This is a genomic window from Planctomycetota bacterium (assembly GCA_035384565.1).
Classification (GTDB): domain Bacteria; phylum Planctomycetota; class PUPC01; order DSUN01; family DSUN01; genus DAOOIT01.
In genome coordinates, this window is record DAOOIT010000001.1 from 197,137 (window position 1) to 219,661 (window position 22,525).

Sequence of the window (22,525 nt, forward strand, 5' to 3'; positions counted from 1 at the left end):
TTGAGGCCGTTTGCCACCACGCTCGCCCTCGCCTGTGCGTCCGCAAGTGTCCTTGCGGACGCAATCCCCCCCGACAAGGTGCCGGCGTTCGCCATCCCGAGAATGTCGAAGCCGCCGACGCTCGACGGCAAGATTGACGCCGACGAGTGGCGCGAAGCGGTGGCTGTCAGCGGCGTGGTGAATCAGGCCGACAACCTGCTCGTGCCGCGTCCGACCCTCTTCTTCCTGGCCTGGGACCCCGGCCACCTGTACCTTGCCTGCCGCACCTGGGTGATGCCCGGCTACAAGCCGCGCGTGGGCGGACGCGAGCCCGGCGCCGCCAACGCCGGCGACGATGGCCTGGAACTCCACTTCAAGCCGATGGGCAAGAACGTCCCCACCGGCCGCACCGACAGCTCCTACAAGTTCTTCATCAACTGCCTGGGCTTCCCGGGCGAGACCGTGCGGGTGGCCGTGGGCCAGATGTTCCGCAACTGGCTGCCCGACTTCAAGGTCGCCACGCGCCTCACCGAGCCCGGCTCCGCGCCGAACGGCGGCCGCTGGTGGGAGTGCGAGGTCGCGGCCACGCCCAGCGACTTCGAGCTCAGCGGCCCCCACCAGGCGGGCGACACGTGGCGCCTGATGCTCGGCTTCAACCACATGCCCATCTGGCTCCAGGCTCGTATCCCCACAGCCACCAGCTACTTCGACCCCAGCGGCTACTGCCTCGGCACCCTGGTCGAGAACACCGCCGCCGTGCAACTGTTGATGGATACCTTCCCCGGCCCCTGCGACGGCACGGCGGCCGCCACCTTCCGCGCCTTCAACCCCACCCCCAACCCCGCCAAACTGTCCATCCTTGTCCATTATGTCCATCAATCCGACCTCCTGAAGCGCGAACAGGCGCTCGAAGTGCCGCCGCGGGCCTCCGCCGAATGGAAGCTCAACGAGAAGCTCCCCCGCGCCATCGGAAAGGACGCGGCGAGCATCGAGTACCGCGTGGCCGACGGCGGCCGCGAACTCCTCCGCTACTTCGCCTTCTTCAAAGTCGGCTACGACGAGGCCCTCGTCAAGCACACGCTGCCCAAGGACGCCTTCCCCTTCGCCGCCACGTTCAACCCCATTCGCTCGACCCTCCTCGTCAGCGGCGACGCCTACTACCTCGATGCGCCCGAGGCGGCGAAGGCCCTCCGCTACCGCGTGGTGCGCGAGGGCGCCTCGAAGCCCCTCGCCGAAGGCACCATCGAGAAGCCCATCACCCACTACTTCCGCGACCTCATCCAGCTCCCCAGCCTGCGCGAAGGCAAGCACACCGTCGAGGCTTCGCTCCTGCTCAACGACGGCAAAGCCGCCGGGCCTGTCGCCACGACATTCGAGAAGCTCGACGAGGCCAAGGCATTCCCCGAATGGTGGCAGAAGGGCCTCGGCGACGCTGAACGCGTTATCCCGCCCTTCGTCCCGATGACGAAGGAGCGGGACAAGGTGACGGCCTGGGGCCGTGCCTATCGCCTCAACGCCCTCGGCCTGCCCGCGAGCATCGAATCGCAAGGCAAGGAACTCCTCGCCGCTCCCGCCCGAATCGTCGTGACCGTGAACGGCCGGGACGAGGCGATCAGCCTGCGGGGCAGGCCCAGCTTCACCGAGAGCCGCGACTGGCGGATGAGCTTCAAGGGCAACGCAAGCGGCGGCAGCCTCGATTTCACCACCAACGGCTTTGTCGAGCAGGATGGCCTGGCCTATGTCGAACTGACCTACGCGCCGCGGAAGGGCAAGGCCACGATTGACGCCCTCCGCATCGAGTTCCCCCTTCTCACGGACGAAGCAGAGTGTCTGCTCTGTCTGGGAACTGGTGGGAACTTCTCGGCCCGCACTACCATGCTCGTTCCCGACAAGCAGGGCCCGATCTGGTCCACGCTCGACACGGGCAGGACCGGCTCTGCAATGTCCATCGGCTCCTTCTACCCCTGCGTCTGGCTCGGCAGCGAGCGCCGTGGCCTCCTCTGGTGGGGCGACAGCGACCGCGGCTGGGTGCCCGACAACGATGTGCCCGCCCACGACGTGGTGCGGAAGGGCAACGAACTGGTCCTCCGAAACCACATCATCGGCAAGCCGTTCACCCTCGATGCGCCCCGCACCCTCGCGTTCGCCTACATCGCCTCGCCCTTCCGCCCGCTCGTAAAGAACTGGCGGTGGGCCGTCCACTCCACCGACGGCACCTTCTCCGGCGGCGAATCGTGGGGCTTCAAGTGGCGCAAAGACCCCAAGACCGGCAAGGTCATCGAGGGCTGGAACTGGCTCACCCCGCCTTCCACCGACCCCGCCGAATGGAGCGCCATCTGGGCCGAATACAAGGCGAAGTCGGACGAGAAACTCCGCCGCGAGCAGCCCTTCGACCCCGCGCAGGCCCGCAACTGGATGTTCGCCCACACCTCGCTGCCGCTGGTCGGCTACGGCTGGAAGTCGCCCGACGAGCGCGTCACCCGCTACTTCGCCCCCGCCGAATGGGGCGAGAGCGAATGCTACACCGACAGCAACATTGACTACTACCTCTACCTCGCAGATAGGGCCTTCCGCGAGGGCGGCCTGAGGACGATCTACTGGGACATCTTCTTCCCCATCCTCCACCATTCGGTGCAGAACGGCGTGGCCTACACGCTGCCCGACGGGCGGATTCAGCCCGGCTACACGGGCCTCAACGTCCGCCGCTTCATGATGCGCATGTACGCCCTCATGCACGACCGCGGCCTCACCCCCGGCTCCCAGGTCTCCCACGCCACCAACGACTACCTCCTCGTCGCCGCCCCCTGGATGGATGCCATCCTGGACGGCGAGTACCACCAGCTTACCGACGCCTCGACGATGGACTGGGTGGACGGCTATCCGATTGACCGCATGCGCGTGCTCTCGTGCGTCCACAACTGGGGCGTCGTCATCAGTTGGATGAACCTCATCCAGGTCACCGACAAGGCCCGCGCCGCCCGCATCCATCGCGGCATCCAGGACTACCTGCGCCTCTACGACTCCTGGCGCGGCCCCGTGAACACCCTGAAGCAGCCCGTCCTCGAATGGGGCATCCTCGACGCCGAATACGTCCCCTTCTGGCGGAACCCCTTCGCCGCCTGCGAGGACAAGGACGTGTTGGTCTCCGCCTGGCGCCTGCCCGACCGCATCCTCCTCGCCATCTTCAACAACCACAACAAGGCAGGGAAAGACGCAGCGATCAAGGTGGACATCGAGAAGCTGGGCCTCGTGCCCAGACTCCCCTGGCAGGAGTTCATCCGCGTGACCGACGTGGACAAGGGCGAGGGCGAGCTGCCCTGCCAGTTCGACTTCTACGCCCGCGCCCTCAAGGTGCCGGCCCTCGCGCCCCACACGGGGCGGTTGATCAGCATCCGACGCTACTGAGGCAAACCTCCCGCAGGTTGCGAACCTGCGGGAGGTTAGACCTGGAGACCCCCGCGTGAAAGCCTTCATCAGCGCGTGCCTGTGCCTTGCATCTATGGTCGTGGCGGCGGCCGAGGAGGCCGCGGAGAAGCTCGAACTCAGGACGCCCCAGGGCGTCGTCTACACGATCACCGCCGATGGGCTTTCCTCGATTCGCCTCGGCGGGCGCGAGGTCGCGCGCGGCAGTTGGCGGGCCGATAGCGGCGACTGGATTCTCAACACCGGCTCGGGCAAGATCGACGCCACGGATGTTCAGAAGAAGTCCGTTCGGGCCGACGAGGGCATTGCCTGCGTGGACCACGTGCACAAAGACATCGAGGTCCGGTACCTCTACGCCCTCTTCGGCGAAGACCTGGCGGTGCAGGCGCTTGTGCGCAACCGCCACGACACGCAGCCCCTCGGCGCCGTGTGGTTCCGCGGCCTGACGTTCGACTTCGGCAAGGTGCCCACGGGCCTGATGTTCCACCAGCACGGCAGCTACCTGCGCGCCCACGGCGTGGGCCTGTGCCATCCCAGCTTCGCATCACGCATCGGCGGCAGCTACGCGGTGGGCGAGGGCTTCGGCGTCGGCCTCTCCCCCGCCGGGCCGCAGCTCGAACGCACGCTGCTCTGGTGGGACTTCACGGACTGGCGCGAGGGTCAGCGCGAGAAGCTGCCGACGCGGGCTCTTAACTACCTCGTCGCCGAGCCGATCCCGCGAAAGGGCATGCGCCTCTTCGAAATGACCCTCCGCGTCAGCGCCAACGCCGACTGGCGGCACCTGCTCGATCCCTACAAGCGCCACTTCACGGCCCTGTGCGGCGAGGTGCAGTACAAGGCCGACCACCGCGTATTCGCCCAGGCCTGCGTGAACGGCGCGCCAAGCTTCATCAAGCCCGATAACCCCTACGGTTTCCACAGCGGCTTCCGCCGCCTCGACCTGCCCGAGGGCGCCAAGGCATTCTGCGACACCCTCATCACCGGCCTCGCCGCCGCCCGCGGCCAGGGCGTCCTCATCTGGGGCCAGGGCGGCGAAAACCCGCGCGGGGCCATGTACCGCCCCGACTTCGACATCCTGCCGCCCGAGGTCGAGGCTAACTGGCCGACCCTCGCCGCCCGCTTCAAGGAGGCGGGCTTCCGCCTTGGCGTCTGCGCCCGCCCCGGCGAAATCGCCTACCAGGCGACCTGGAAGCAGGACGCCACTCTCCGCATCAACCCCGACGACCCGGCCCACATCCAGATGATGGTCAGGCGGTTCAAGAACATGACCGACAAGGGCTGCACGGCATTCTACCTCGACACCTTCGGCTCGTCGCTCGACGACGTGAAGGCGATGGTGGCGTATCGCAAAGCCCTCGGCCCCGACGTGGCGACCTACGTCGAGCACGCCTGCGACGCCGTCCTGCCCCACTCGGGCGTCTACACCGAGCTGCACTTCGACAAGAAGGCCAACGCCTACGTCCTGGCGTTCATGAGCGTCCACACCTGGGAGATCTTCCGCTGGCTCGTCCCCGGCGTCACCTGCGTCGTCCGCTCCCACGTCGAGCCGAAGGACGTGCCCGAGGGCATCGAGAAGCCCTTCCCCTTCATGTTCCGCCACCACCTCACGCCCCTGGTCGCCGACTGGCTCGTCAAGGGCCACGCCGCCGAGCTGAAGCCCCTCGCCGACGAGTACCTCGACGACAAGGGGCAGTGGAAGAAGTAGGCGCTCCCCGCCTCCCGAAGGTTCCAATACCTTCGGGAGGTTAGAGCACCCCGCGGCGCGCCACGTGACATGAGGCAGTACTATATCGGGGGGAGCTTCCGCTTGGGGGCATCGTTTTCGGCGGGGACGGTCTCGACGAATCTCCTGAGCGCATCGAGCCTGCGAAGCTCATCCAGCAGTGTCTTGACTTGTTCCTGAATCTTCGCGCTCTGCGGCGGGCCGCGCGTGCCTGTAGCGACAAGCGTCCCGCCTATAGAGCCGCAGGGCAGACCGCAAGTGGGACGCTTGCGGCTACTTGGCGTCTGTGTACGGATTCAGCCCGAACCAGCGGCGGCTGCCCGAGCCGTTCGAGCGGACGCCGAAGGTGCAGGGCTTGCCGGGGGCCAAGAGGTCGGCGGCGAGGGCGACGTAGAAGAGGCCGATGCCGTCCTGCGGCATCGGGCGCAGGGGGACGAAGTGGAGGGCGACCCGCTTGTCGGCACTCTTCCACACCGAGCGGTCCTGCGTCACGTCGAAGGCCAGGGCCTCCTTGCCGTTGACGAGGAGGGTGAAGCCCTTGGTCCGCGGCTGGTCAACCCAGCCGATGCCGCCGGCGAAGACGAATGTGGCCGTCGCCCCCCGCCAGTCGGCGGGCAGGGGCGCGGTCTCCCATTCGACGATGTGGCCGGGAGCGGTCTGGCGGCAGATGTGATAGGTCGCGTTGTCCTCGCGGACGCTCACCCACTTGTCGGTCTCGCCCTCGTTCTTCACGAGGCGCTGGAAGCCCGATATGAAGGGGCCTTCGGGCGGCTCCATCGCGGCGACCCGCTGGCGGAGGAACTCGATGGGCAACTCCCCCCTTGGGCCTCGGCAGCGTGCCCGCGTGCTCCACCATCCGCGCCAGAAGCCACTCCATTTCTGGGGGCCTATCCGCTGTGGGCGGGACGTCTCTGTCCCGCGACCCGCGGGGCGCGGAGGCCCCGCCCACAATCGGGGACAGGTTCAGGCCGCTGACGATGAGGGTGCCCTTGCCAACACGAGCCTGGAAGAGGAGGGCCTTGCTGCGGCAGAGGCGGTGGACCTCGATGGCGCGCACCAGCACCTCGGGCTGAGAGGGCAGGCTGTCGAGGATGACCGCCTGTGAGCCTTCGACGACTCGGTGCCAGCCGATGTCGCACCAGCCGTCGGGCGCCATCTCGCGGGTGATGGGGTTGTCGTAGACCACGGTGCCCACGTTGCTGTCGCCCGGCCCGCCGAGCCACCAGCCGGTCTTGAAGCGGTTGCGCTCGGTCGGGAAGAAGCCCTGGGGCGAGAGCATCACCAGGCAGGCTCCCTCGGCCACCGCGTCGAGCACCTGCTTCGTCGGCTGGTTCATGACGTAGACCGCATCGGCGGGCAGCTTCTCGCTCCCTGGCAGCGGCTTCATCCTAAGCCACTCCAGCGCCCGCGCCAGCTCCGGCCCAGCGAAAAGCGGCACCTTGAGCTTGGGGGCAGGTGCTTCACTCGGGTAGACCCACGCGGTCCATTCGTTCCTGGCCTTCACCTCGCCGGCCGCCATCTCGGCCTCGATGGTGAGCAACTGCGGCGCCGGCGCGTCGGGCAGGCTGAGTGTGCTGGCCGCAACCTGCTCCACGGTTCCCTGCTTCACCTCGTCGGTGATGTTCGTAGTGCGGCCTTCAGGCCGTATCCGAGGGCTACGGGCTGAAGCCCGCACTGCGAACTGGGCGCCGGCAAGCGCCTGTTCCGAGTAATTTGAGGCCGAGAGCTTCAGGTCGAGCGCCTGGCCTCCGCGGCAGACCGGCGGAAGGCCGTCGAGAAGGAGGACCACATCGCCGACGAAGGGGCGGACGCGCTCGGGGGGAATCTCGGCCTTGGGGCGGAAGTAGGCGTCCACGATGCCGTTCGAGCCGGTCCAGTAGTCCTGGAACAGCCACCACTGGTGTCCGCTGGCGAAGGGGTTCTTCCGCAGGTCCTCGATGTTGAGCTTGTGGCAGAGGAGGTAGAGGCGCTCGGAGTTCCGCGCCCAGAGCTCCGCCTCGCCGAGGAGGCCGAGCTTCTGCATCTTCTCGCGGGCGGGCGTGAGCCAGAAGGGCTTGAAGTTGTGCTGGAACGCCTCGATCTGATCGAGGCGCGGGAAGGTGATGAAGTTGCCCATCTCGTGGGAGATGACGGGCTTCTTTGGCTCGGGGAAATGGTGGCGCTTGGGCTGCTCAAGGGGCGTGTGGCGGAGGTCGAACATGTAAACGAAGAAGTCGAGGGTCGGGCGGTCGCGCTTGCCGTCGAGCCAGCCGCCGCCGCTGATGCCGTTGCTGTCTATCACCGGCCGCGTGGGGTCGAGTTCCTTGGCGATGCGATAGAGTTCGGGCGCCAGCGGCACACCGTCCCACATCTCGTTGCCCATGCACCAGTCGAGGATGCAGGGGTGGTTGCGGAAGCGCCTGATCACCGCCGCCCACTCCTGCTTGTAGAGTTCCAGGGCGGGGCCTTTGGCCCGCTGGTAGTAGTTGAGATAGGCGATGGGCAACTCGGGCGAGATGAGCATGCCGACCTCGTCGGCGGCATCGTAGTACTCGGGCGGCAGGAAGTGGCTGTGGTGGCGGACGTAGTTGAAGCCGTAGCTCTTGATGAGCCGCAGGCGTTTGAGGTAGACCGCCTTGTCGGACGGCGCGGCCATCGTTTCGGGGTAGACCGCGTCGTCGCCGTAGCCGTGGAGGAAGAGCCGCTTGCCGTTGAGCAGGATGTGCGGCTCCTTGATCTCGATGACGCGGAGGCCAAAGCGCGTCTCGACGCTGTCGAGCACTTCGTCGCCGCGAACGAGCGACAGGCGGGCGGTGTAGAGGTCGGGGTGGTTCGGCGACCAGAGCCTGGCTGCCGGAATCTCCGCCCGGATGCTGATCATCTCCCTGGCCTCAGCTTCGGCCCGGGCTGCCACCCGTCCATCCGCGTCCACAATGTCCATCTTCAGCTTCGCCCCCTCGGCCTTGCCATTGAGCCTGGCCGACACGAGGCAGGCCGGGGGGTCGAGCTTCGGCTGCACGAAGAGGTCGCTGAGCCAGGCCTCGCCGCGGGCCTCGATGGCCACGTGGCCCCAGATGCCGCCCCAGGCGGTGAACATCTCGTCAATAATGTCGAAGCAACCGGCCAGCGTGTCAACGTCCCACCGCTGCTTGGAGTCCACGCAGATGGCGAGGGTAGCGGTCTCGCCGGCCTGCGCGAACTCGTTGATCGGATGCTCGATGGGCGAGAGGTAGCCGATGTGCTCGCCGAGGCAGGTGCCGTTCACCCAGACCTTGGCGTAGCGATGGACTCCGCCGATGATGAGGAAGAGGCGCTTGCCCTTCCATCCGGCGGGGATAGTGACTTGGCGGCGGTACCAGGCTTTGCCGACGAAGTTGTGCCGCAGCTTCGACGTTTCGGGGCCGAAGCCCTGGGCGTCCCACGCCCCAGGCACCTGAATTGTCGTGTCGAGAGGCGCCTGGGCGGCGAACCACTGCTCCCTCTCGCCCTCCTCTTTGGGGTCAAGCCTGAACTGCCAGGCGCCGTCGAGGGCGATGGTCGGCCGCTCCGCGGCGAGTGCCGCGGCAGCCAGGGAGAGCAGAAGCGGGAGTCCAGGGGCCAGCTTCTGCACGGCAGATTCCCTCAACGCTTCTTGAGGGTGAAGGAGAACCCCTGGCCGCCCACGGAGGTGAACAGCGTCTCCAGGTTGGGGTCGGTGGTGACGGCCTTGAGGAAGTCCTGCATGTCGCCGCTCTGGGAGTTCGTGTTGTGGGCGAGGATGAGGCCGCCGGGACGCACGAGGGGGAGCAACTTGGTCAGGTAGTCGGCGTAGCCGGGCTTGTCGGCGTCGAGAAACACGAGGTCAATGGGGCCCTTCAGTTCGGCCACCTTCTCGTGCGCGTCGCCTTCGACGAGGGTGACGAGTTCCTCGACGCCGGCCCGCTTGAAGTTCTCGCGGGCGAGGTTGGCGCGGGTGGCGTCAATCTCGTGGGTCGTGAGCTTGCCGCCGGTCGTGCGCAGCGCGAGGCAGAACCAGATGCCCGAGTAGCCGTTCGACGTGCCGATCTCGACGACGTGTTTGGCGCCGAGCGCCTCGGTGAGCAGGCGGAGCAGGCGCCCGTCCTCCGGCGGCACGTTCATCATGCCGCGGGACTGGTTCTGGCGCAGGTCGGCCAGGACGTCGAGGATCTTCTTCTCCGCATCGTCCTTCGGGAGGGGGGCGGCGGCCGTGGGCGCGATGCGGGGCGGGCGGGCCGGCCCCTTGCTGCCCGGCCCTTCGGCGCAGAGCGCCGTGCCGCCGACCCAAAGACTCGCCGCCAACGCCGCTGCCAGCCATCTGGTCATTGTGGCTCCTTTCCGTCAGTAGGTTCCGCCTGCCGTCACCGCGCGGTCTCGCGCCGGAGCACCTCTGCGAGTTGCTCCCGGAGGCGGGGGAGTTTCGTGCGCACCACGTTCCAAACGATATCATAGTCCACGCCGAAGTAGGCGTGGATCAAGCGGTCGCGCATACCCGCCATGGCCCGCCAGTCAACGTCGGGGTATCGCTCACGCCATGCCGCCGGCACCCGCTTCGACGCCTCGCCAATGATCTCAATGCTCCGCACGAACGCGCGCGTGAGAGTCGCATCGGCCTTGAAGCGCGCCTTGGTCAGCCCGCGGCTCGCGTCCAGCAGGTACTGAGTCTCGGCAAGGATGTGCCGCACATGCTCAAGCGGCGAGGGAGACATACTCCACTTCCTGGAGGATGCGGGGCCTGAGGAAGGGGCTCAGCGATTCCGGGGTCACCAACTCGACCCTGCGCCGGAGAATCTCCTCGAGGAACGAGGCGAGGGCCAGGAAATTGTCGAGAGTCTTCTGCCGCGGCTCGAATTCGACCAGGATATCCACGTCGCTGTGCCGCCGCGCCTCGCCACGCACGAAGGACCCGAACAGGCCAATCCGCCGCGCGCCCAGAGCGGCGATGCGCGCCCTGTGTGTGTGCAGCAACCGCATGATGGCGCGCTTGCTCTTCACGGGAGTGGCCATGGCAGCCTCCTGTTCTCAGATCACGATACCGGCCGGGAGCGCGGCTGTCAAGGGAGCGATCCGCATCCCGCCGACGCGCAGGGGCGCAGGACCGCGCCAACGCAAAGGGGCCGCTGCCTCGGGCAGCGGCCCCTCGCGGTGCGTTCACAGGCGGGCCGTGTGCGCGACGGTCACTTCTTCTCGGCTTCGGGCTTGGCTTCGGCCTTGGGCGCCCGGGCCGGCACCTTGCCGACGGGCGGCAGGGGCATCCGGCCCCGGCCGAAGAAGCTCGACACCGACGCCGGCGCGGTCGCGCCCGGGTCCTTCTTGTCGGTCAGGCCAAACATGTCCTCGCGCAGCGCCACGGCCTGGGCCGAGGCCTGGTGCTCGGATTCCCAGGGCCAGAGGCCGAAGCGCAGGCCGTCGTCCTGAGCAGGGTCCAGGCCCAGGAAGCCGGCGGCGAGGTCGAGGGGTTGGAGGTAGTTAATGTTCCCGACGAAGCCCACCCAACCTAGGTGGAGGTAGTGTATTCATGAGGGCTTCCAGCCGGGATTGCCCAGGGGCCCCATGAGCAGGCCGGCAATGCCCGTGCCTTGCGCGTTCACCGTGTTGAGGTCGTGCTTATCGAAGTCGCCGAAGGCCAGCTCTTCGTAGCACCACACGATGGCGCCCACGTCGGCCGTGTAGAAGCGGGTGTAGCCGATGTTGCCGCCGCCGATGCCGGCGAAGTAGCCGTCCACCATGCCGAACCCGCCGCCGCCCATCGAGACGCCGTTGGCGTAGAGGCAGAACTGCGGCTTCGTCGAGATCGAGAAGCCCACGTCCACGATGTCCAGCATGTCGGTGGCGCGATCGGTGAGGTAGTTGCCGATCGCCTCGCCGACGCCGCCGGCGTTGAGCAGGCGCTTCGAGCAGCCGGGCGTGGCCGCAAGGGCCAGCGCCAGCAACAACAGCCCGCTTCTGCGTAACACAAGGCCGCGCATACACGTCTCCTTTCCACTCCGGGGCCACGGGGACCAGACCGGGGAATCCGCCCTCCTATGGTGCGCACAACGCCACGCGTTGTCAAGGGGGATGGGGCAAACCCTGCCTCGAAGGCGCGGGCGCCGAGGAGGCCGGAAAAGCAACGCGGCACAAGCCGATGGGGCCTGTGCCGCGTCTTGGACTGCATCGGAAACCACCCGAGTCGCAGACCGCTGCCTAAGGGATCCGCTCCGTGAGCCGCTCAGCGGTTCGCGGTGTGGCGGGTTTGGCGGGGGTCTTCGCTTCGGGGGGCGGCTTTGGGGCATCCTTTGGGGCCGCCTTGGGGGTTTCCTTCGGGGCGGCCTTGGGGGTGTCCTTTGGAGCGTTCTTGGGCGCGTCCGCCCCTGCCACGGGGCTGGCGGGGAACACTTTGCCCGTGGGGAGGGGCCACCCTTCGATCTGCCACGGCCAGTAGCCGTACTTGTGGCCATCGTCACCTGCCGGGTCCAGGCCCATGAAGCCTGCACCGAAGTCCAGCATCTGTACCCAGGAGGCATTCAGCACAACGCCCACGCGCCATGCGTGGAAGTACTTCGTTCAGGTGGGCCTCCCGGCGGGTCGGGCGTCGTAGGGCGGGGTGAAGAAGCCCAGGATGCCGACGCCCTGGCAGTTCATCCGGTCGTCGGGCGTGTCGGGGTCGAACTCCGGGAAGTCCCAGATCGAGTTGCCCCAGGCGACTTCTTCGCGGCCGATGAGGCCGAGGCCCCAGTGGCGGTAGTGGATCCTCATGGCCCCGAAGTCGCCGCCGCCCAGGCCGAAGAACGTGCCGTCCACTTCGCCGTAGCCGAAGGGGACGGCCGACATGAAGGCCGCGTAGAAGCAGCCTTGCGCCCGGTCGCTGATGGTGATGCCGATGTCGGCGCACTCCATCGCGTCCTTGGCGCGGTTCCGCAGGAAGCCCGCGACCCCGCCCTGCCAGTTCGTGCAGCCTTGGGCGGCCAGCAGCACGACGGCGAGGGCGAGCCCCGGGCCTGCTCTGCCCACTGCCCTGATCATACCCGTCTCCTAAACAAGTGCCCCGCGAGGTCCCCGCGCCCGCGAGGGAACGCCTCCGCTCTTCGGCCTCTCCCTCGGGCGCCCGACGGTGTGCCGCTTGCGGCGTGTCCGGCGCCCCGGGGCCTCTGCTTCGGGGAACGAGAGAGGCCAACCACGGGGAGTTGCCGGTATTCTACGGGAAAAGCGCACTGACCGCAAGCGATTCTTTTCAGCCGCTCGCGCTGCCGCGCCCCTTGGGTCAAAGGGGCCGGGCGCCCGTCAGGCCGCCCCTGCACGGGGACCCGCGGGGTCGGGCCGTTCCGCCAGGATCGCGGCGATGGGCCGGAGCGCGGGCACGTGTTCGCAGGTGACCACGAGCGCGACCGAGAGCGGCGTGCCGAGCACCACTCCCGCCATGCCCAGCAGCCAGCCCCACAGGATCACGCTCGCGAGGAGGAAAAGGGCCGAGATGCGCAGGGCGTTCCGCATGGCCAGGGGGTCCAGCACGTAGGCGTTGATGCACTGCACCCCGACCAGCACGATGGTGGCGATGACGACCGGCGCGCGACTCTCGAACTGGATGAAGGCCAGCAGGATGGGCGGCGCGACGGCCAGCGGCTGGCCGACATAGGGGATGAAGTTCAGCGCCAACGCCAGAAAGCCCCAGAAGAGGGCGAAGTCTATGCCGATGGCGTAGCAGGCGATCCCCACGGCCACGCCCACCACCACGCTGATCCAGGTCTTCGTCCACACGAACACGGCCACCCGGCGGCTCACGGCGTTCAGGGTGGCGATGCAGGCCTGGCCCTTCTCGACGCCGCAGGCCCGGAGAATGCGCCCTCGGAGCTGTCGCACCTCCGAAAGGGCGAACACCGTGAGCAGCATCGTGGTGAGCAGGCCGCCCAGGAACTGACCTACCGAGGTCAAGCCGCGCCCCACGAACTGCGCCAGCTTGCGGGCGTCGTCCTCCGTCGTCACGGCTCCCACGTGGAGGCCGTGCTGGCGCGCGTACTCGAGCAGCGGAGAAGCCACCTGCTCGATCCGATCGCTATACTTGGGCAGATTGCTCACCACACCCCGCACGGCCCCGACGAGGAAGAAACCGGCCACCGTTGCCAGGGCGGTGATGCCCAGGATGATGGCGGCCACGCTCGCCCAGAAGGGCAGCCAGCGGTCGAGCTTCTTGGCCAGCGGATAGATGAGCGCCGTGAGAAACACCGCGAAGAGCATGGGCACGACCACGGAGCGGGTGTGGTAGACGACGATCAGGCAGAGGATCGCCGCGATGATGGCGAGCAGGCTGTTTCGCAGCGTGTCGTGCGAGGAAACGGGCCTGACCGCGCTCGACGGGTCCATGCCTCTCTCCCTGTGTCGCGCACGCTCCCGGCTCACCGCAGGCCGCAGACAGCCGCGACGGGCGACCCCCTACGGTGCCGGCTCGGGCCAGCGCAAGTGGCGGTGAAGGAATCTGAAGGTGCCGACGCCGTGAATTTCGTGCGGGCCGTCGAAGAACTCTATCTCCGTGCGCTCGGGCAACTTGAGGTCGGCGTAGCGGCGGCGGACCTTGGCGTACTCGTAGGCGACCCACTCGTCGGGCGCCACCCCGTCCCTGTGGCCGCGCTCCACCATGAACGGGCGTGGGGCGATGAGGGCGGCCATCTCCGCGTAGTTCGCGGTGTGGCCGAGGTCGAATTCGAACATCTCGTACTCGCCAGTGAACATGTAGCTGTATGAAGCCTCGATGGTTACATTCTTCACCACCCACTCATTGAAATCTGCCGAGCAGATGGAGAGGCAGTAACGGGGCACGAGGGCTGGGACGCGCATCGCCGACTTGCCGCCATAGCTAAGTCCATAGAAGCCAATGCGTTCCGCATCCACGAAGGGCAGCGAGGCGAGCCAGTCAGTGATGACCTCGTGCTGGCGGATGATCAGGCTGAAGAGCGAGCACTTCAGGGGATTGGCCATCCGCTGAAGGACGCGAAAGGCGTTGCCCCCAATGTAGGGGTTCTGGGGGGCGAAGACCACGAAGCCGCGGTCCGCAAGTCGAGCAGCAAACCGGTGATAGCAGTTCTGTGCCCTCGGGTCCGCCACATCCTGTGGGCGGCCCTCCAGGCCGTGCTGGCAGACCACGACTGGACGGCGCTCGCCCGGCTTCAAGTCCTTGGGCAGCAAGAGGATGCCGTAAGCGAAGGCACCAGGCCAGACGTCGAGGACCACCTCGTAGCCGGTCCACTTCGCCTCATCGTAAATCACCCGGCTGCGAGGGTTTGGGGAGGCGGATGGCGACGGAACCTCGCCGATGAGGTCTTTGCGGAACATCTCGCGGTAAGGTTCGATAGACTTCGCGTAAGCATCGACGCTTGAATGGTTTACCTTCGCCCACAACGCCTCGCGGCGGTACTCGGAGAGGCGCATCAGCCGTTGGGTGAAGGCGACGAGCTGGTCGAGTTGGCGCTTCATCCGCGGAGCGGGGTCGAAGCCTCGCCGCAAGTCGGCGGTGGGCTGGCCGCCGGCCCTCACGCCCGCGTCCGCGGCGAGCGCGTTGAGAAAGGCGCTGAGGGTGTCCTCGCGGCCGGGCGGGCCGTCGCCGTCGCCTTTGAGGCTGGAGTTCATCGCACGGGCCCTCTCGAACTCGGCCTTGGTGGACTCGAAGGGCGGGGAGACCAGTTCACCGGGGGTCGAGCCCTGCTTGCCGACGACTGGGCCGCGGCTCGCCTCGACGATGAGCGGCCTTGGGGCGATCAGGCGGGCCAGGCCAGCATCGCCAAACTCGTGCAGTAAACCCCAGACGTTTCGATAGATAGGCTCTTGCCACACCTTCTCGCGGGCCTGGAAGTAGCCGCTCACGACGGCGGCGTGAATGCGTTCATCGAGAGCGGCGGCATAGAGGGCCAGAAGGCCCCCTTCGCCATAGCCGAAGACGCCGATCCTTGCCTGGCCGCCCAAGCGAGCAAACCAGTCCACCGCGGCCAGCACTTTCTGGACCTCGTAGCCGATGATGTGTCGGCCCATCTCGAATGCCTGCCGATAGATCCATTCGCGGTGGGACTGGTCGGTCTTTCGCCCGATGCGCGGGTTGCCCGACCACGTGGTCTGGCGGTCAATGATGGTGGGGATGAGGACGAGGCAGCCGTTCTCAGCAAGGCGGTGGGCGAACTGTGCGCCGGGCGGCAAGCCGGGCACCAGCCCGACCAGCATCTCCGGCGAGCAGTCGGCGTCGGGGATCGCCACCACCTTCGCCATCGGGTCGCCCTTGGGCCGGAGCATAAGCCCTTCCGCATCCACACCTTCCAGCACGGGCCAGCGAACGGCGAAGACCTCGTAACCCCGAGCCTCTGCCACCCTGGCGGGCGTGGCCGTGGTGCCCACGAGCTCGATGCCTTCGAAAGACACGCGCGGGTCCACGGCGCCGATGCAGGTCCTGAGGCGCTCGCGGGCAAGGGCGGATGCCTCTGGCGATGCGGAGTTGCGTTGCCAGAGCTGCGCGCGGCTGGCGGCGGGGTCGTCAATCTGCCGGAGCATGAACTCGCGGAGCCCGGCGACCATCTGGGCGGCGAGGTCCCCCGTCATCTCGAGTGGCCTGGTGCCCGGCAAGGCACGCTGTTCCGACACGGCGAACTCCTCGAATGCGGCGACGAGGACCAGCGAGAGGGAGAGCAGGTGTTTCATGGTTGTCGGAGAACAACTTCTGGTGGCGGAAAGCGACCGATTTCATGCCAGGTCAGCCGCGGCCTCGTGGCAGAAGCGGCCGGCGACCGTAAAGCCTGCCCTCTGGTAGACTTCTGTCCGCTCGGACGCGCAGAAGGCCCGGGCCCGCTCCTTGGCGTTCTGTTTGGCGAGGAGCAGGGCCTCGTGGAGCAGGAGCGCGTCGAGGCCGCTCTTGCGATGCACCTCGTCTACGAAGTGCGGGCCGAGGTGCGGGCAGGGGCCTTCGAGGGTCCAACCCAGGTAGGCGGCGAAGCCGATTATCTGCCGGCGGTGCTCGACCACGAGCGTGGCCTCAGGGCGCAGGTGGCGGACCACGAGGTTCCAGAACTCCTGCGAGTGCTGGCGGGTGTGGCGCGGGTCGTACTGGCGTGCGACAACGAGCGCCTCGTCGGGCCGCGCGGGGCGCAAGAGGAAGCCCTTCTGGCGCGCCTCGGCCTGACGATCGGCAAGCTCCTTAGGCGTGGCCAGTTTCTTCAGCTCGGCCGACAGCTCGGTGCTGGCGACCGCGGTCTGGAACCCTCGCTGCTTCAGCACGTCGAGCAGCTCGGCGTCTTCGGAGACTCGCGGCTCGCTGAGGAGCAAGCCGGCCGTCTCCTTGCGCGCCCGCGTGGCGCCCTCACGGCGCCAGAGGGCCTTGGTCTCATCGAGCAGCACCTCGAGCGCGCGTCGCGCGCCGGGCGCGCTGCCGAAGAGACTCCAGGTTGCCTCAGCGGTTTCCCCGGTCCGCTGGAGGCGGGAGACAAGAAAGGCCACGGGCTCAGGCCCCTCGTAGGCCACGAAGCTCAGCGAGGGGTCGAAGTCGGGCCGCGCCCCCAGGCGCGCCACGTCGTCGGCCTCCACCGCTGCGGGAGGGCTGATGATCCCGCGCCGGAGCACCGTGGCCGTGCTGGTCGCAACAGCCTTGTGCAGGTCCTCAAGCGGGCTGCGATAGAGGTCGCGGATGATCATCCCGGCGTTTCCAATTGCCGATTTCCGATTGCCGATTTGAGACACAGGCCAAGCGACAGGCCGCTGCGCGCACCTTGCATCTGAAATCGCAGATCGCAAATCGCAAATCGGCAATCACTTCTTCAGGCCCCACTTCTTGTTGATCGGGCCTTGGTACTTCTCGACCTTGCAGGCGACCACGTCGTCGTAGGCAATCGCCTTGCCCGCGGCGGCGGATTCGTAGACGGTTTCGCTGAATGCCTTGGCCTTCAGGCCGTCCCAGGCATCCAGGTCGGGGCGGCGGCGCTTCGCACAGGCGTCCACGAAGTCCCAGCACTCGATGTAAACGCCGTTCGTGATCCCGTAGGGGAAGAGCCGCTCCTTGTCGTCGGGCGACAGGCTCAAGAGGAACTCGATCGCCAGGTCGTTCACGCTCTTCGTCTTGCCGTCCTTGAACATCACCTCGCCGGCGAGGGACTGGAAGCCGTGGAAGACGTCGCCCGTGTCCTTGATCGAGCCTTCGGAGCCGTAGTAGAGCACGGTGCGGTAGGAGTGGCCTGGCTGAACGTTGGACCAGCTCCAGGTGCCCACGAGGCCGCTCTTGAAGGTGAGGATGGCGGACCAGGAGTCCTCGCAATCGCTCACGACGGTGTTGCCCTTGTCGTCGGTGAACTTGGCGGGTTCGAAGAGGCGCAGTTCAGCGTAGGCGCGCTCGAGGTCGCCGAAGAAGTAGCGCATCGAGTCCACGAAATGCGCGCCGCTGTCCATCACCATCAGGCCGCCGGAGAGGAGCTTCTGGATGCGCCAGCGGAAGGGGGGCGCATCGCCGGGGAAGGGGCTGTAGCCGGCGCCCTGGGAGAAGAAGCTGCGCATGTCGCCGATGATCTTCTTCTCGTTGAGCGCCCAGTGGATGGCCCGCTGGCCGAGCGAGCGGCGGATGTTCTCGGCGGTGGCCGCGATGCGTTTCGTCTTGTCGGCCGTTTCGGCGATCAGGCGGCTCGCCCGCACCGTGATGCCGATCGGCTTCTCGATCATCACGTCAATGCCGTTCTCGAGACACGCGCAGCCGATGGTGTGGTGCAGGCCGTGGGGCGTCACGATGTCGGCCGCGTTGGCCAGCTTCTTGCTGATCATCTCCTCATAGTCGGCGAGGACGGCGGGGCGCTTGCCCTGGAACTTCTCGGCCGTGTCGGCGAACTTGCCCGCGGCCTCGAGATTCGGGTCCACGCAGGCCGTGATCTCGAAGTTCCGCATGCCCTTCTGCCAGAGGAGCTCGTAGCCGCGGAGATGGCCGTTGGCCATGCCGCCGCAGCCGATCATCGCCAGCCGCACCTTGTCTGCCATGTTGCCAGCCCTTTCTCGAACTGTTGCCCTCAGGGTCATGCCACCTTAGCGCGGTATCTTAGCCCCGTGGGTCGGGTGTGTCAAATGAAGATGAACGAACGTGGCGATCGCGGACACGATGGACATCATGGACGCTATGGACAGGCCAAGGGGGGAGCCACGGGGCCGCCTCGTCCAGGTTGTCCATGGGGTCCATTGTTGCTCTCGTTCCCAGGCGCCCGCTTGGGAAGGCCCTGCTTGCGGCGCCCGCCGCCGAGGCGGTTGCTGACCCGCGTTCTACCGGGGCAAGCTCGGCGGGGGCGAAGCTCACTTCGTCACGGTGAGTTCGCTGAGGGGATACCAGCCATCCTGCGCGCGGCCTTGGATGCCGAGGCGAATGGCGGGGGCGAGGGTATCCGAGCCGATAACGGCGATGGAGAGGCGATAGCGGCCAGGGGGGAGGTCGGCGGGGAGAGCTGCCTCGTCGGCCACGTCGTTGACCTCGCCATTCGGCAGGTCCCAGTCGCCCTTGTAGAAACCCTCGGTGAAGAGGGGCACCGAACCAGGCATCCACCTGTTGACGGTGACGGTGCTGGGGATGACCTTGGCAAAGCCGTTGTCGTTGGAGAGGCGGTAGGCGAGGCGATAGGGGCGGTAGCAGGGGGCGGAGCCGACGTTCTGCCACTTCATCGAGAGGGCGAATCCCTTGCCCGCGGCGGCGGCCGCGGGGTGCCTCAGTTCGCGCAGGACGAGGCGGTAGCCGAGCCGCCGCACGAAGCGCTCGATCTCGGGGCGAATCTCGGGGCCTTCGGGGAGGGGGGCCGACTTGTTGTTGAGCACCGAGCCGTGGAGGGCGAGGGCGTAGCTGAAGATGAAGCGCAGGGGCCACTTCTCCTGGACCCAGCGGCGCATGTCCCAGCAGCTCTCCCACGCCACGGGCGCGGTCTTCCAGGCGTCGCCCACGCCGGCCTGCTGAATCCAGAAGGGGTAGCCCTTGCGCATGTGGCACCAGGTCTTCGAGAAGCCGCCCATGTCGCCCAGGCAGTCGGCCCGCCAGCCGCAGCCGCGCTGGGTGGCGTAGGTGAGCATCTTGCCGCCGCCGATGAGCATGAGCAGTTGCGTCTTCTTGAACGCCGCGAGCCAGGCGTCCACGATCTTCTGCTGGGTCTCGGGCTTGGGCATGGGCGCGGCCTTGGAGTTGCTCATATGCCACTCGCCCCACCAGCCCACGGAGCCGAGGTCAATGTGGTCAAGGTCGGGGTGGCCGTCGTAGCGTTCGCCCAGGCGCCTGATGAAGTCGAGGTGGCGTTCGAGGACGATGGGGTCGTCGAGATCGGGCACGGGCAGCGTGGGGCCGCCGTCGCCGTACTGCGTCTCGAGAATGCGCCCGCCGGCGTCCCTGAGCCATTTGGGGAAGTAAGGGTCGCGGGGCGTGGTGGAGCAGCACATCACGCGGAAGGCGAGTTGCTGGCCGGCGTCGCGGGAGTCCTTGAGCACCTTGTCGAGAAAGGCGTGGTCGATCTTGCCTGGCTGTGGCTCAAGCGTTCCCCAGCCCCATCGTGCGTAGTGGAGTGTTGAGGGGAGCCATTCGGGCAGACTCTTGTCCTGCGTGCGTGTGCGGTGGAACGTCTGCCAGCCGATGCCGGGGTTCGCCAGCAGCTCGTCGGTGTCCCTGGGCGACACGGTGACCATAGCTGTTTCCCCCGCCGACAGGTCAAGTGAGGCTAAGAGCATGACGGCGACGAACCACCCTCGCATGTTCCCACTCCTCGTTCCCGTTACCCTCCCGAAGGTATTGGAACCTTCGGGAGGGAAGGCTACGGAGCAAGCTCCAGGAAGCCGGCCTTGGCGACCTCCCAGCTATAGCCGCCGGTGCCGCGCCACATGAGCCACTGGTCGCCGGCGGTCTTGCGGACCGTGAGATTGAATTCGAGCCGCTTGTGCTTCGCGGGGTCAATGCCCAGGGCGGCGAAGGGGATGAGGTATTCGGCAGTCCAGCGCTCCTTGCCGACGACCTTGGCGGCGAACTTGACGGCGTCGGCGGCCTTCTTCGCCGCGGCGTCGGGCGCGCCGGCCTCGGTGCTCGCCTCGAAGTGGCCGTTGGGGAAGCCGCGCAGGACATAGATCGGCGCGCCCTTGCCGGTTGCTGGGTTCCGGATCGCCACCTCCACCGCGTCATCCTGGCCCCACGTCGAGCCGGGGCGAAGGGGCTTGTTCGGGTCAACGGCGTTGTCGAAGGCGACGCGAAGGCTGGCTCCATCAAGGGTGAGCATGGCAGTGCTGCTGGGGCTGAGCTTCTCGCCGTGGATGCCCTGCGCGAGGAGGAGCTTCGCGGGGAGCTTGGCTACAGGCGGCGGGCCTTGGGGCACGCGGGGCTTGGGGGCCGGCGGCTCAGGCATGGGACGGACCGTGTGCTCGACGGGCCACGAGGCACGGTCGGCGCTCTTATACAGGCCGATCTTCTCGAAAGGGATGGGCTGGAAGCCGAGTTTCCAGGCGGGGGAGTCCTTGCGCAGCTCGAAGCTGGCCGGCGGCTTGGCGACGAAGAGCGGATCGGTGTCCGTCAGGTTGTCTCGCATCACGACGTAGGGCTTGGCGCGGCTGTCCACGTCGTTCCAGCGCTCGCCGACGAAGAGGTTGCGCTCGACGACGTTGCCCTTGGGCGCGTGCGGCTCGTCGTCGAGGATCGTGAGAAGCTGCGGCCAACGGGTGCTGTAGGGCGGCTTGAGGAACTCGATGCCGAGGTGCGTGCCCTTCTCCTTGCCCTCTTTGACCCAACTGTCGGTGTGGTCGCGCGCCCAGCCGAGGGCGCGGGAGTCGATGTGCAGCGCCCGCGGGCAGTCCACAAAGATGTTGTTGGCCACCGTGCAGTCGCGTCCGCCGCCGACGAAGGCGGCCATGGTGACCTTGTAGAAGACGTTGCCCACGATGTCGGTGCCGCAGAACATGTCATCGAGGTACACGCCCACGCAGCCGCGCCCCTCGAAGCCGTTGATGTGGTGGAGGTAGTTGTGGCGAACGACGGTGCCGCGCATCGTCCAGTTGCGGCCGGCGTACATAGCCCCGGCATCGTTGGATTCGTAGCAGACGGAGTGGATTTCGTTGAACTCGATGACGTGGTCGTTGCCGCCGAAGCCAATGGCCATGTGGGGCGCGTTGTGGATGAGGTTGTGGGCCGCGCGGTTGCCCACGCCGCCGATCTGGATGGCGGCCTTGTACATGCGGTTCCAGCGGCCGTAGTGGTAGATATGGTTGTTCTCGGCGGCGAGGCGCGCGGGGGTGAGGGTCTTGCGGTCGCCGCCATCGAGCGAGATGCCGCCGTCGCCCACGCCATAGATGTCGCAGCCCACCACGCGGCTGTCGGTCGCGCCCGCGATGCGCACGGCGGAGCCGCCCAGATTGCGGAGCGTGCAGGCGACGATGGCGCAATGGTGACCGCCCTCGATGCTCACGGCGGTGCCGCGGCAGGTCTCGAGCGTGAGGCCGCGGAGCGTGACGTGCGAAACGCCCTTCATCGCCACGAGCGACTCGGCCAGGGAGACGACGGCCCGGCCCTTCTCGACGGGCGAGGGCGGCCAGAAGTAGAGCAGGCCTGCCTCGCGGTCGAGATACCACTCGCCCGGCTGGTCAATCTCGCTCAGCAGGTTGAACGCGTAGAACCACTGGCCCACGCGATAGCCGTAGCCGTGGTACGGCGGCTTCACCGCGATGACCCGCTTCTCGACGTCAATGGCCTCCACCGCATGCCGCTGGTCGCTCCAGTCCCAGAACCAGTAGCCATGCAGCCAGGGCTCCTTCTCGCCGGCCCAGCGCTTCGGGCGGTCGCCATCGTAAAGGAACTTGCCCGTCTTGGAGCCTTTGGTGCCTCGGACGTTCACGGTGTCGGGCTCGACGAGCCCTGTGATCCTGACGAAGCCCTCGTTGGGCCAGCGGGCGAGGGTCATCGGCTGGTCGTTGAAGAACAGCTCGAGGCGGTTGGCGTTCACCCCGCCGAGGTCGGCGACGCCGAGGGCCCTGAGATCGGCCTGCATCACCCGGCCGCGGGCCGCGGGCTCCAAGCGGGCGAGGACCGCCGGATCGGCCACAGGCTTCCAGCCCGCCACCGCCTTGCCGCCGACCAGGCGCACCTCCTCGCCCCTGCGCGCGCGGTAGACGATGGGCGCATCCTGGCTGCCGCTATCCTCGGCGGCCAGCTCGAAGGGCTTCGAGCGCTCGTAGACGCCGCCCGCGAGTTCCACGGCCGCGCCGCCCCGGGGCAAGCCGCCGGCCCTGTTGAGCGCGCGGATCTCGTCGCGGGCGCGTTCCAGCGTGGCGAACGGCTTGCTCTGGGTGCCGGGATTGGTGTCGGCGCCCGCGGGCGCCACGTGCAATGTGATCGCGCGGGGCGGCATGGCGTTCTCCTCCAGCCTGACGCACGAGACAGCCATCAGCGCCAGGGCGAGGACGACAGGATTGCTTCTCATGGAGCATTCCCTTACG

The 22,525-nt window shown here is 67.4% G+C and carries 16 protein-coding genes; 2 read left to right on the forward strand and 14 right to left on the reverse strand.

All coding sequences use genetic code 11. The features are described 5' to 3' along the window. Together PLE19_00625 and PLE19_00630 are read left to right on the forward strand one after the other, a co-directional pair. Complete coding sequence (locus PLE19_00625; GenBank protein ID HPD13420.1) at positions 1-3,384, forward strand: DUF6067 family protein; 3,384 nt, start codon at positions 1-3, stop codon at positions 3,382-3,384. A 55-nt stretch (positions 3,385-3,439) separates the two neighbouring features. Beyond that, positions 3,440-5,107 carry a hypothetical protein gene (locus PLE19_00630; protein HPD13421.1) on the forward strand — a complete coding sequence of 556 codons (1,668 nt, stop codon included), beginning with the start codon at positions 3,440-3,442 and terminating at the stop codon, positions 5,105-5,107. Positions 5,108-5,678: 571 nt separating this feature from the next. Here PLE19_00630 and PLE19_00635 read toward each other — a convergent pair. From PLE19_00635 to PLE19_00700, 14 genes are all read right to left on the reverse strand, one after another. Further along, complete coding sequence (locus PLE19_00635) at positions 5,679-8,714, reverse strand: glycoside hydrolase family 2 TIM barrel-domain containing protein (protein HPD13422.1); 3,036 nt, start codon at positions 8,712-8,714, stop codon at positions 5,679-5,681. An 11-nt stretch (positions 8,715-8,725) separates the two neighbouring features. Continuing rightward, entirely contained in the window at positions 8,726-9,427 is a 702-nt protein-coding gene (locus PLE19_00640; protein HPD13423.1) for an O-methyltransferase, read from the reverse strand. Positions 9,428-9,462: 35 nt separating this feature from the next. Continuing rightward, positions 9,463-9,810: a DUF86 domain-containing protein gene (locus PLE19_00645; GenBank protein HPD13424.1), complete on the reverse strand. Its 348-nt coding sequence runs from the start codon at positions 9,808-9,810 to the stop codon at positions 9,463-9,465. Then, positions 9,791-10,108 carry a nucleotidyltransferase family protein gene (locus PLE19_00650; GenBank protein ID HPD13425.1) on the reverse strand — a complete coding sequence of 106 codons (318 nt, stop codon included), beginning with the start codon at positions 10,106-10,108 and terminating at the stop codon, positions 9,791-9,793. The genes PLE19_00645 and PLE19_00650 overlap by 20 nt, the downstream gene beginning before the upstream one ends. A gap of 170 nt (positions 10,109-10,278) precedes the next feature. Then, positions 10,279-10,593, reverse strand: coding sequence for a hypothetical protein (locus PLE19_00655; GenBank protein HPD13426.1), 315 nt, complete (start codon positions 10,591-10,593; stop codon positions 10,279-10,281). 24 nt (positions 10,594-10,617) lie between these two features. Next, positions 10,618-11,070: a hypothetical protein gene (locus PLE19_00660; GenBank protein ID HPD13427.1), complete on the reverse strand. Its 453-nt coding sequence runs from the start codon at positions 11,068-11,070 to the stop codon at positions 10,618-10,620. A 217-nt stretch (positions 11,071-11,287) separates the two neighbouring features. Next, positions 11,288-11,590 (reverse strand): hypothetical protein, encoded by a 303-nt coding sequence (locus tag PLE19_00665; protein HPD13428.1) that lies wholly within the window; start codon positions 11,588-11,590, stop codon positions 11,288-11,290. 57 nt (positions 11,591-11,647) lie between these two features. Further along, positions 11,648-12,106: a hypothetical protein gene (locus PLE19_00670; GenBank protein HPD13429.1), complete on the reverse strand. Its 459-nt coding sequence runs from the start codon at positions 12,104-12,106 to the stop codon at positions 11,648-11,650. Between the two features lie 258 nt (positions 12,107-12,364). After that, positions 12,365-13,441 carry an AI-2E family transporter gene (locus tag PLE19_00675; protein ID HPD13430.1) on the reverse strand — a complete coding sequence of 359 codons (1,077 nt, stop codon included), beginning with the start codon at positions 13,439-13,441 and terminating at the stop codon, positions 12,365-12,367. Between the two features lie 69 nt (positions 13,442-13,510). Next, a complete protein-coding gene (locus tag PLE19_00680) occupies positions 13,511-15,700 on the reverse strand; it encodes a dienelactone hydrolase family protein (GenBank protein ID HPD13431.1) in 2,190 nt (729 codons plus the stop codon). Positions 15,701-15,799: 99 nt separating this feature from the next. Next, positions 15,800-16,744 carry a GNAT family N-acetyltransferase gene (locus PLE19_00685; GenBank protein ID HPD13432.1) on the reverse strand — a complete coding sequence of 315 codons (945 nt, stop codon included), beginning with the start codon at positions 16,742-16,744 and terminating at the stop codon, positions 15,800-15,802. Between the two features lie 114 nt (positions 16,745-16,858). Then, on the reverse strand, positions 16,859-18,067 hold the full coding sequence (locus PLE19_00690; GenBank protein HPD13433.1) for a Gfo/Idh/MocA family oxidoreductase: 1,209 nt from the start codon (positions 18,065-18,067) through the stop codon (positions 16,859-16,861). A gap of 306 nt (positions 18,068-18,373) precedes the next feature. After that, on the reverse strand, positions 18,374-19,804 hold the full coding sequence (locus PLE19_00695) for a DUF4832 domain-containing protein (GenBank protein ID HPD13434.1): 1,431 nt from the start codon (positions 19,802-19,804) through the stop codon (positions 18,374-18,376). A gap of 59 nt (positions 19,805-19,863) precedes the next feature. Continuing rightward, entirely contained in the window at positions 19,864-22,509 is a 2,646-nt protein-coding gene (locus PLE19_00700) for a right-handed parallel beta-helix repeat-containing protein (protein ID HPD13435.1), read from the reverse strand. Positions 22,510-22,525 lie beyond the last annotated feature (16 nt).

What these genes read in the sequence shown, in the direction of transcription:
- PLE19_00640 (HPD13423.1), bottom strand. Translation starts at nt 9,427, where the DNA reads ATGACCAGATGGCTGGCAGCGGCGTTGGCGGCGAGTCTTTGGGTCGGC.
- PLE19_00645 (HPD13424.1), bottom strand. Translation starts at nt 9,810, where the DNA reads ATGTCTCCCTCGCCGCTTGAGCATGTGCGGCACATCCTTGCCGAGACT.
- PLE19_00650 (HPD13425.1), bottom strand. Translation starts at nt 10,108, where the DNA reads ATGGCCACTCCCGTGAAGAGCAAGCGCGCCATCATGCGGTTGCTGCAC.
- PLE19_00660 (HPD13427.1), bottom strand. Translation starts at nt 11,070, where the DNA reads ATGCGCGGCCTTGTGTTACGCAGAAGCGGGCTGTTGTTGCTGGCGCTG.
- PLE19_00665 (HPD13428.1), bottom strand. Translation starts at nt 11,590, where the DNA reads ATGCTGGACTTCGGTGCAGGCTTCATGGGCCTGGACCCGGCAGGTGAC.
- PLE19_00670 (HPD13429.1), bottom strand. Translation starts at nt 12,106, where the DNA reads ATGATCAGGGCAGTGGGCAGAGCAGGCCCGGGGCTCGCCCTCGCCGTC.
- PLE19_00675 (HPD13430.1), bottom strand. Translation starts at nt 13,441, where the DNA reads ATGGACCCGTCGAGCGCGGTCAGGCCCGTTTCCTCGCACGACACGCTG.
- PLE19_00685 (HPD13432.1), bottom strand. Translation starts at nt 16,744, where the DNA reads ATGATCATCCGCGACCTCTATCGCAGCCCGCTTGAGGACCTGCACAAG.
- PLE19_00690 (HPD13433.1), bottom strand. Translation starts at nt 18,067, where the DNA reads ATGGCAGACAAGGTGCGGCTGGCGATGATCGGCTGCGGCGGCATGGCC.
- PLE19_00695 (HPD13434.1), bottom strand. Translation starts at nt 19,804, where the DNA reads ATGCGAGGGTGGTTCGTCGCCGTCATGCTCTTAGCCTCACTTGACCTG.
- PLE19_00700 (HPD13435.1), bottom strand. Translation starts at nt 22,509, where the DNA reads ATGAGAAGCAATCCTGTCGTCCTCGCCCTGGCGCTGATGGCTGTCTCG.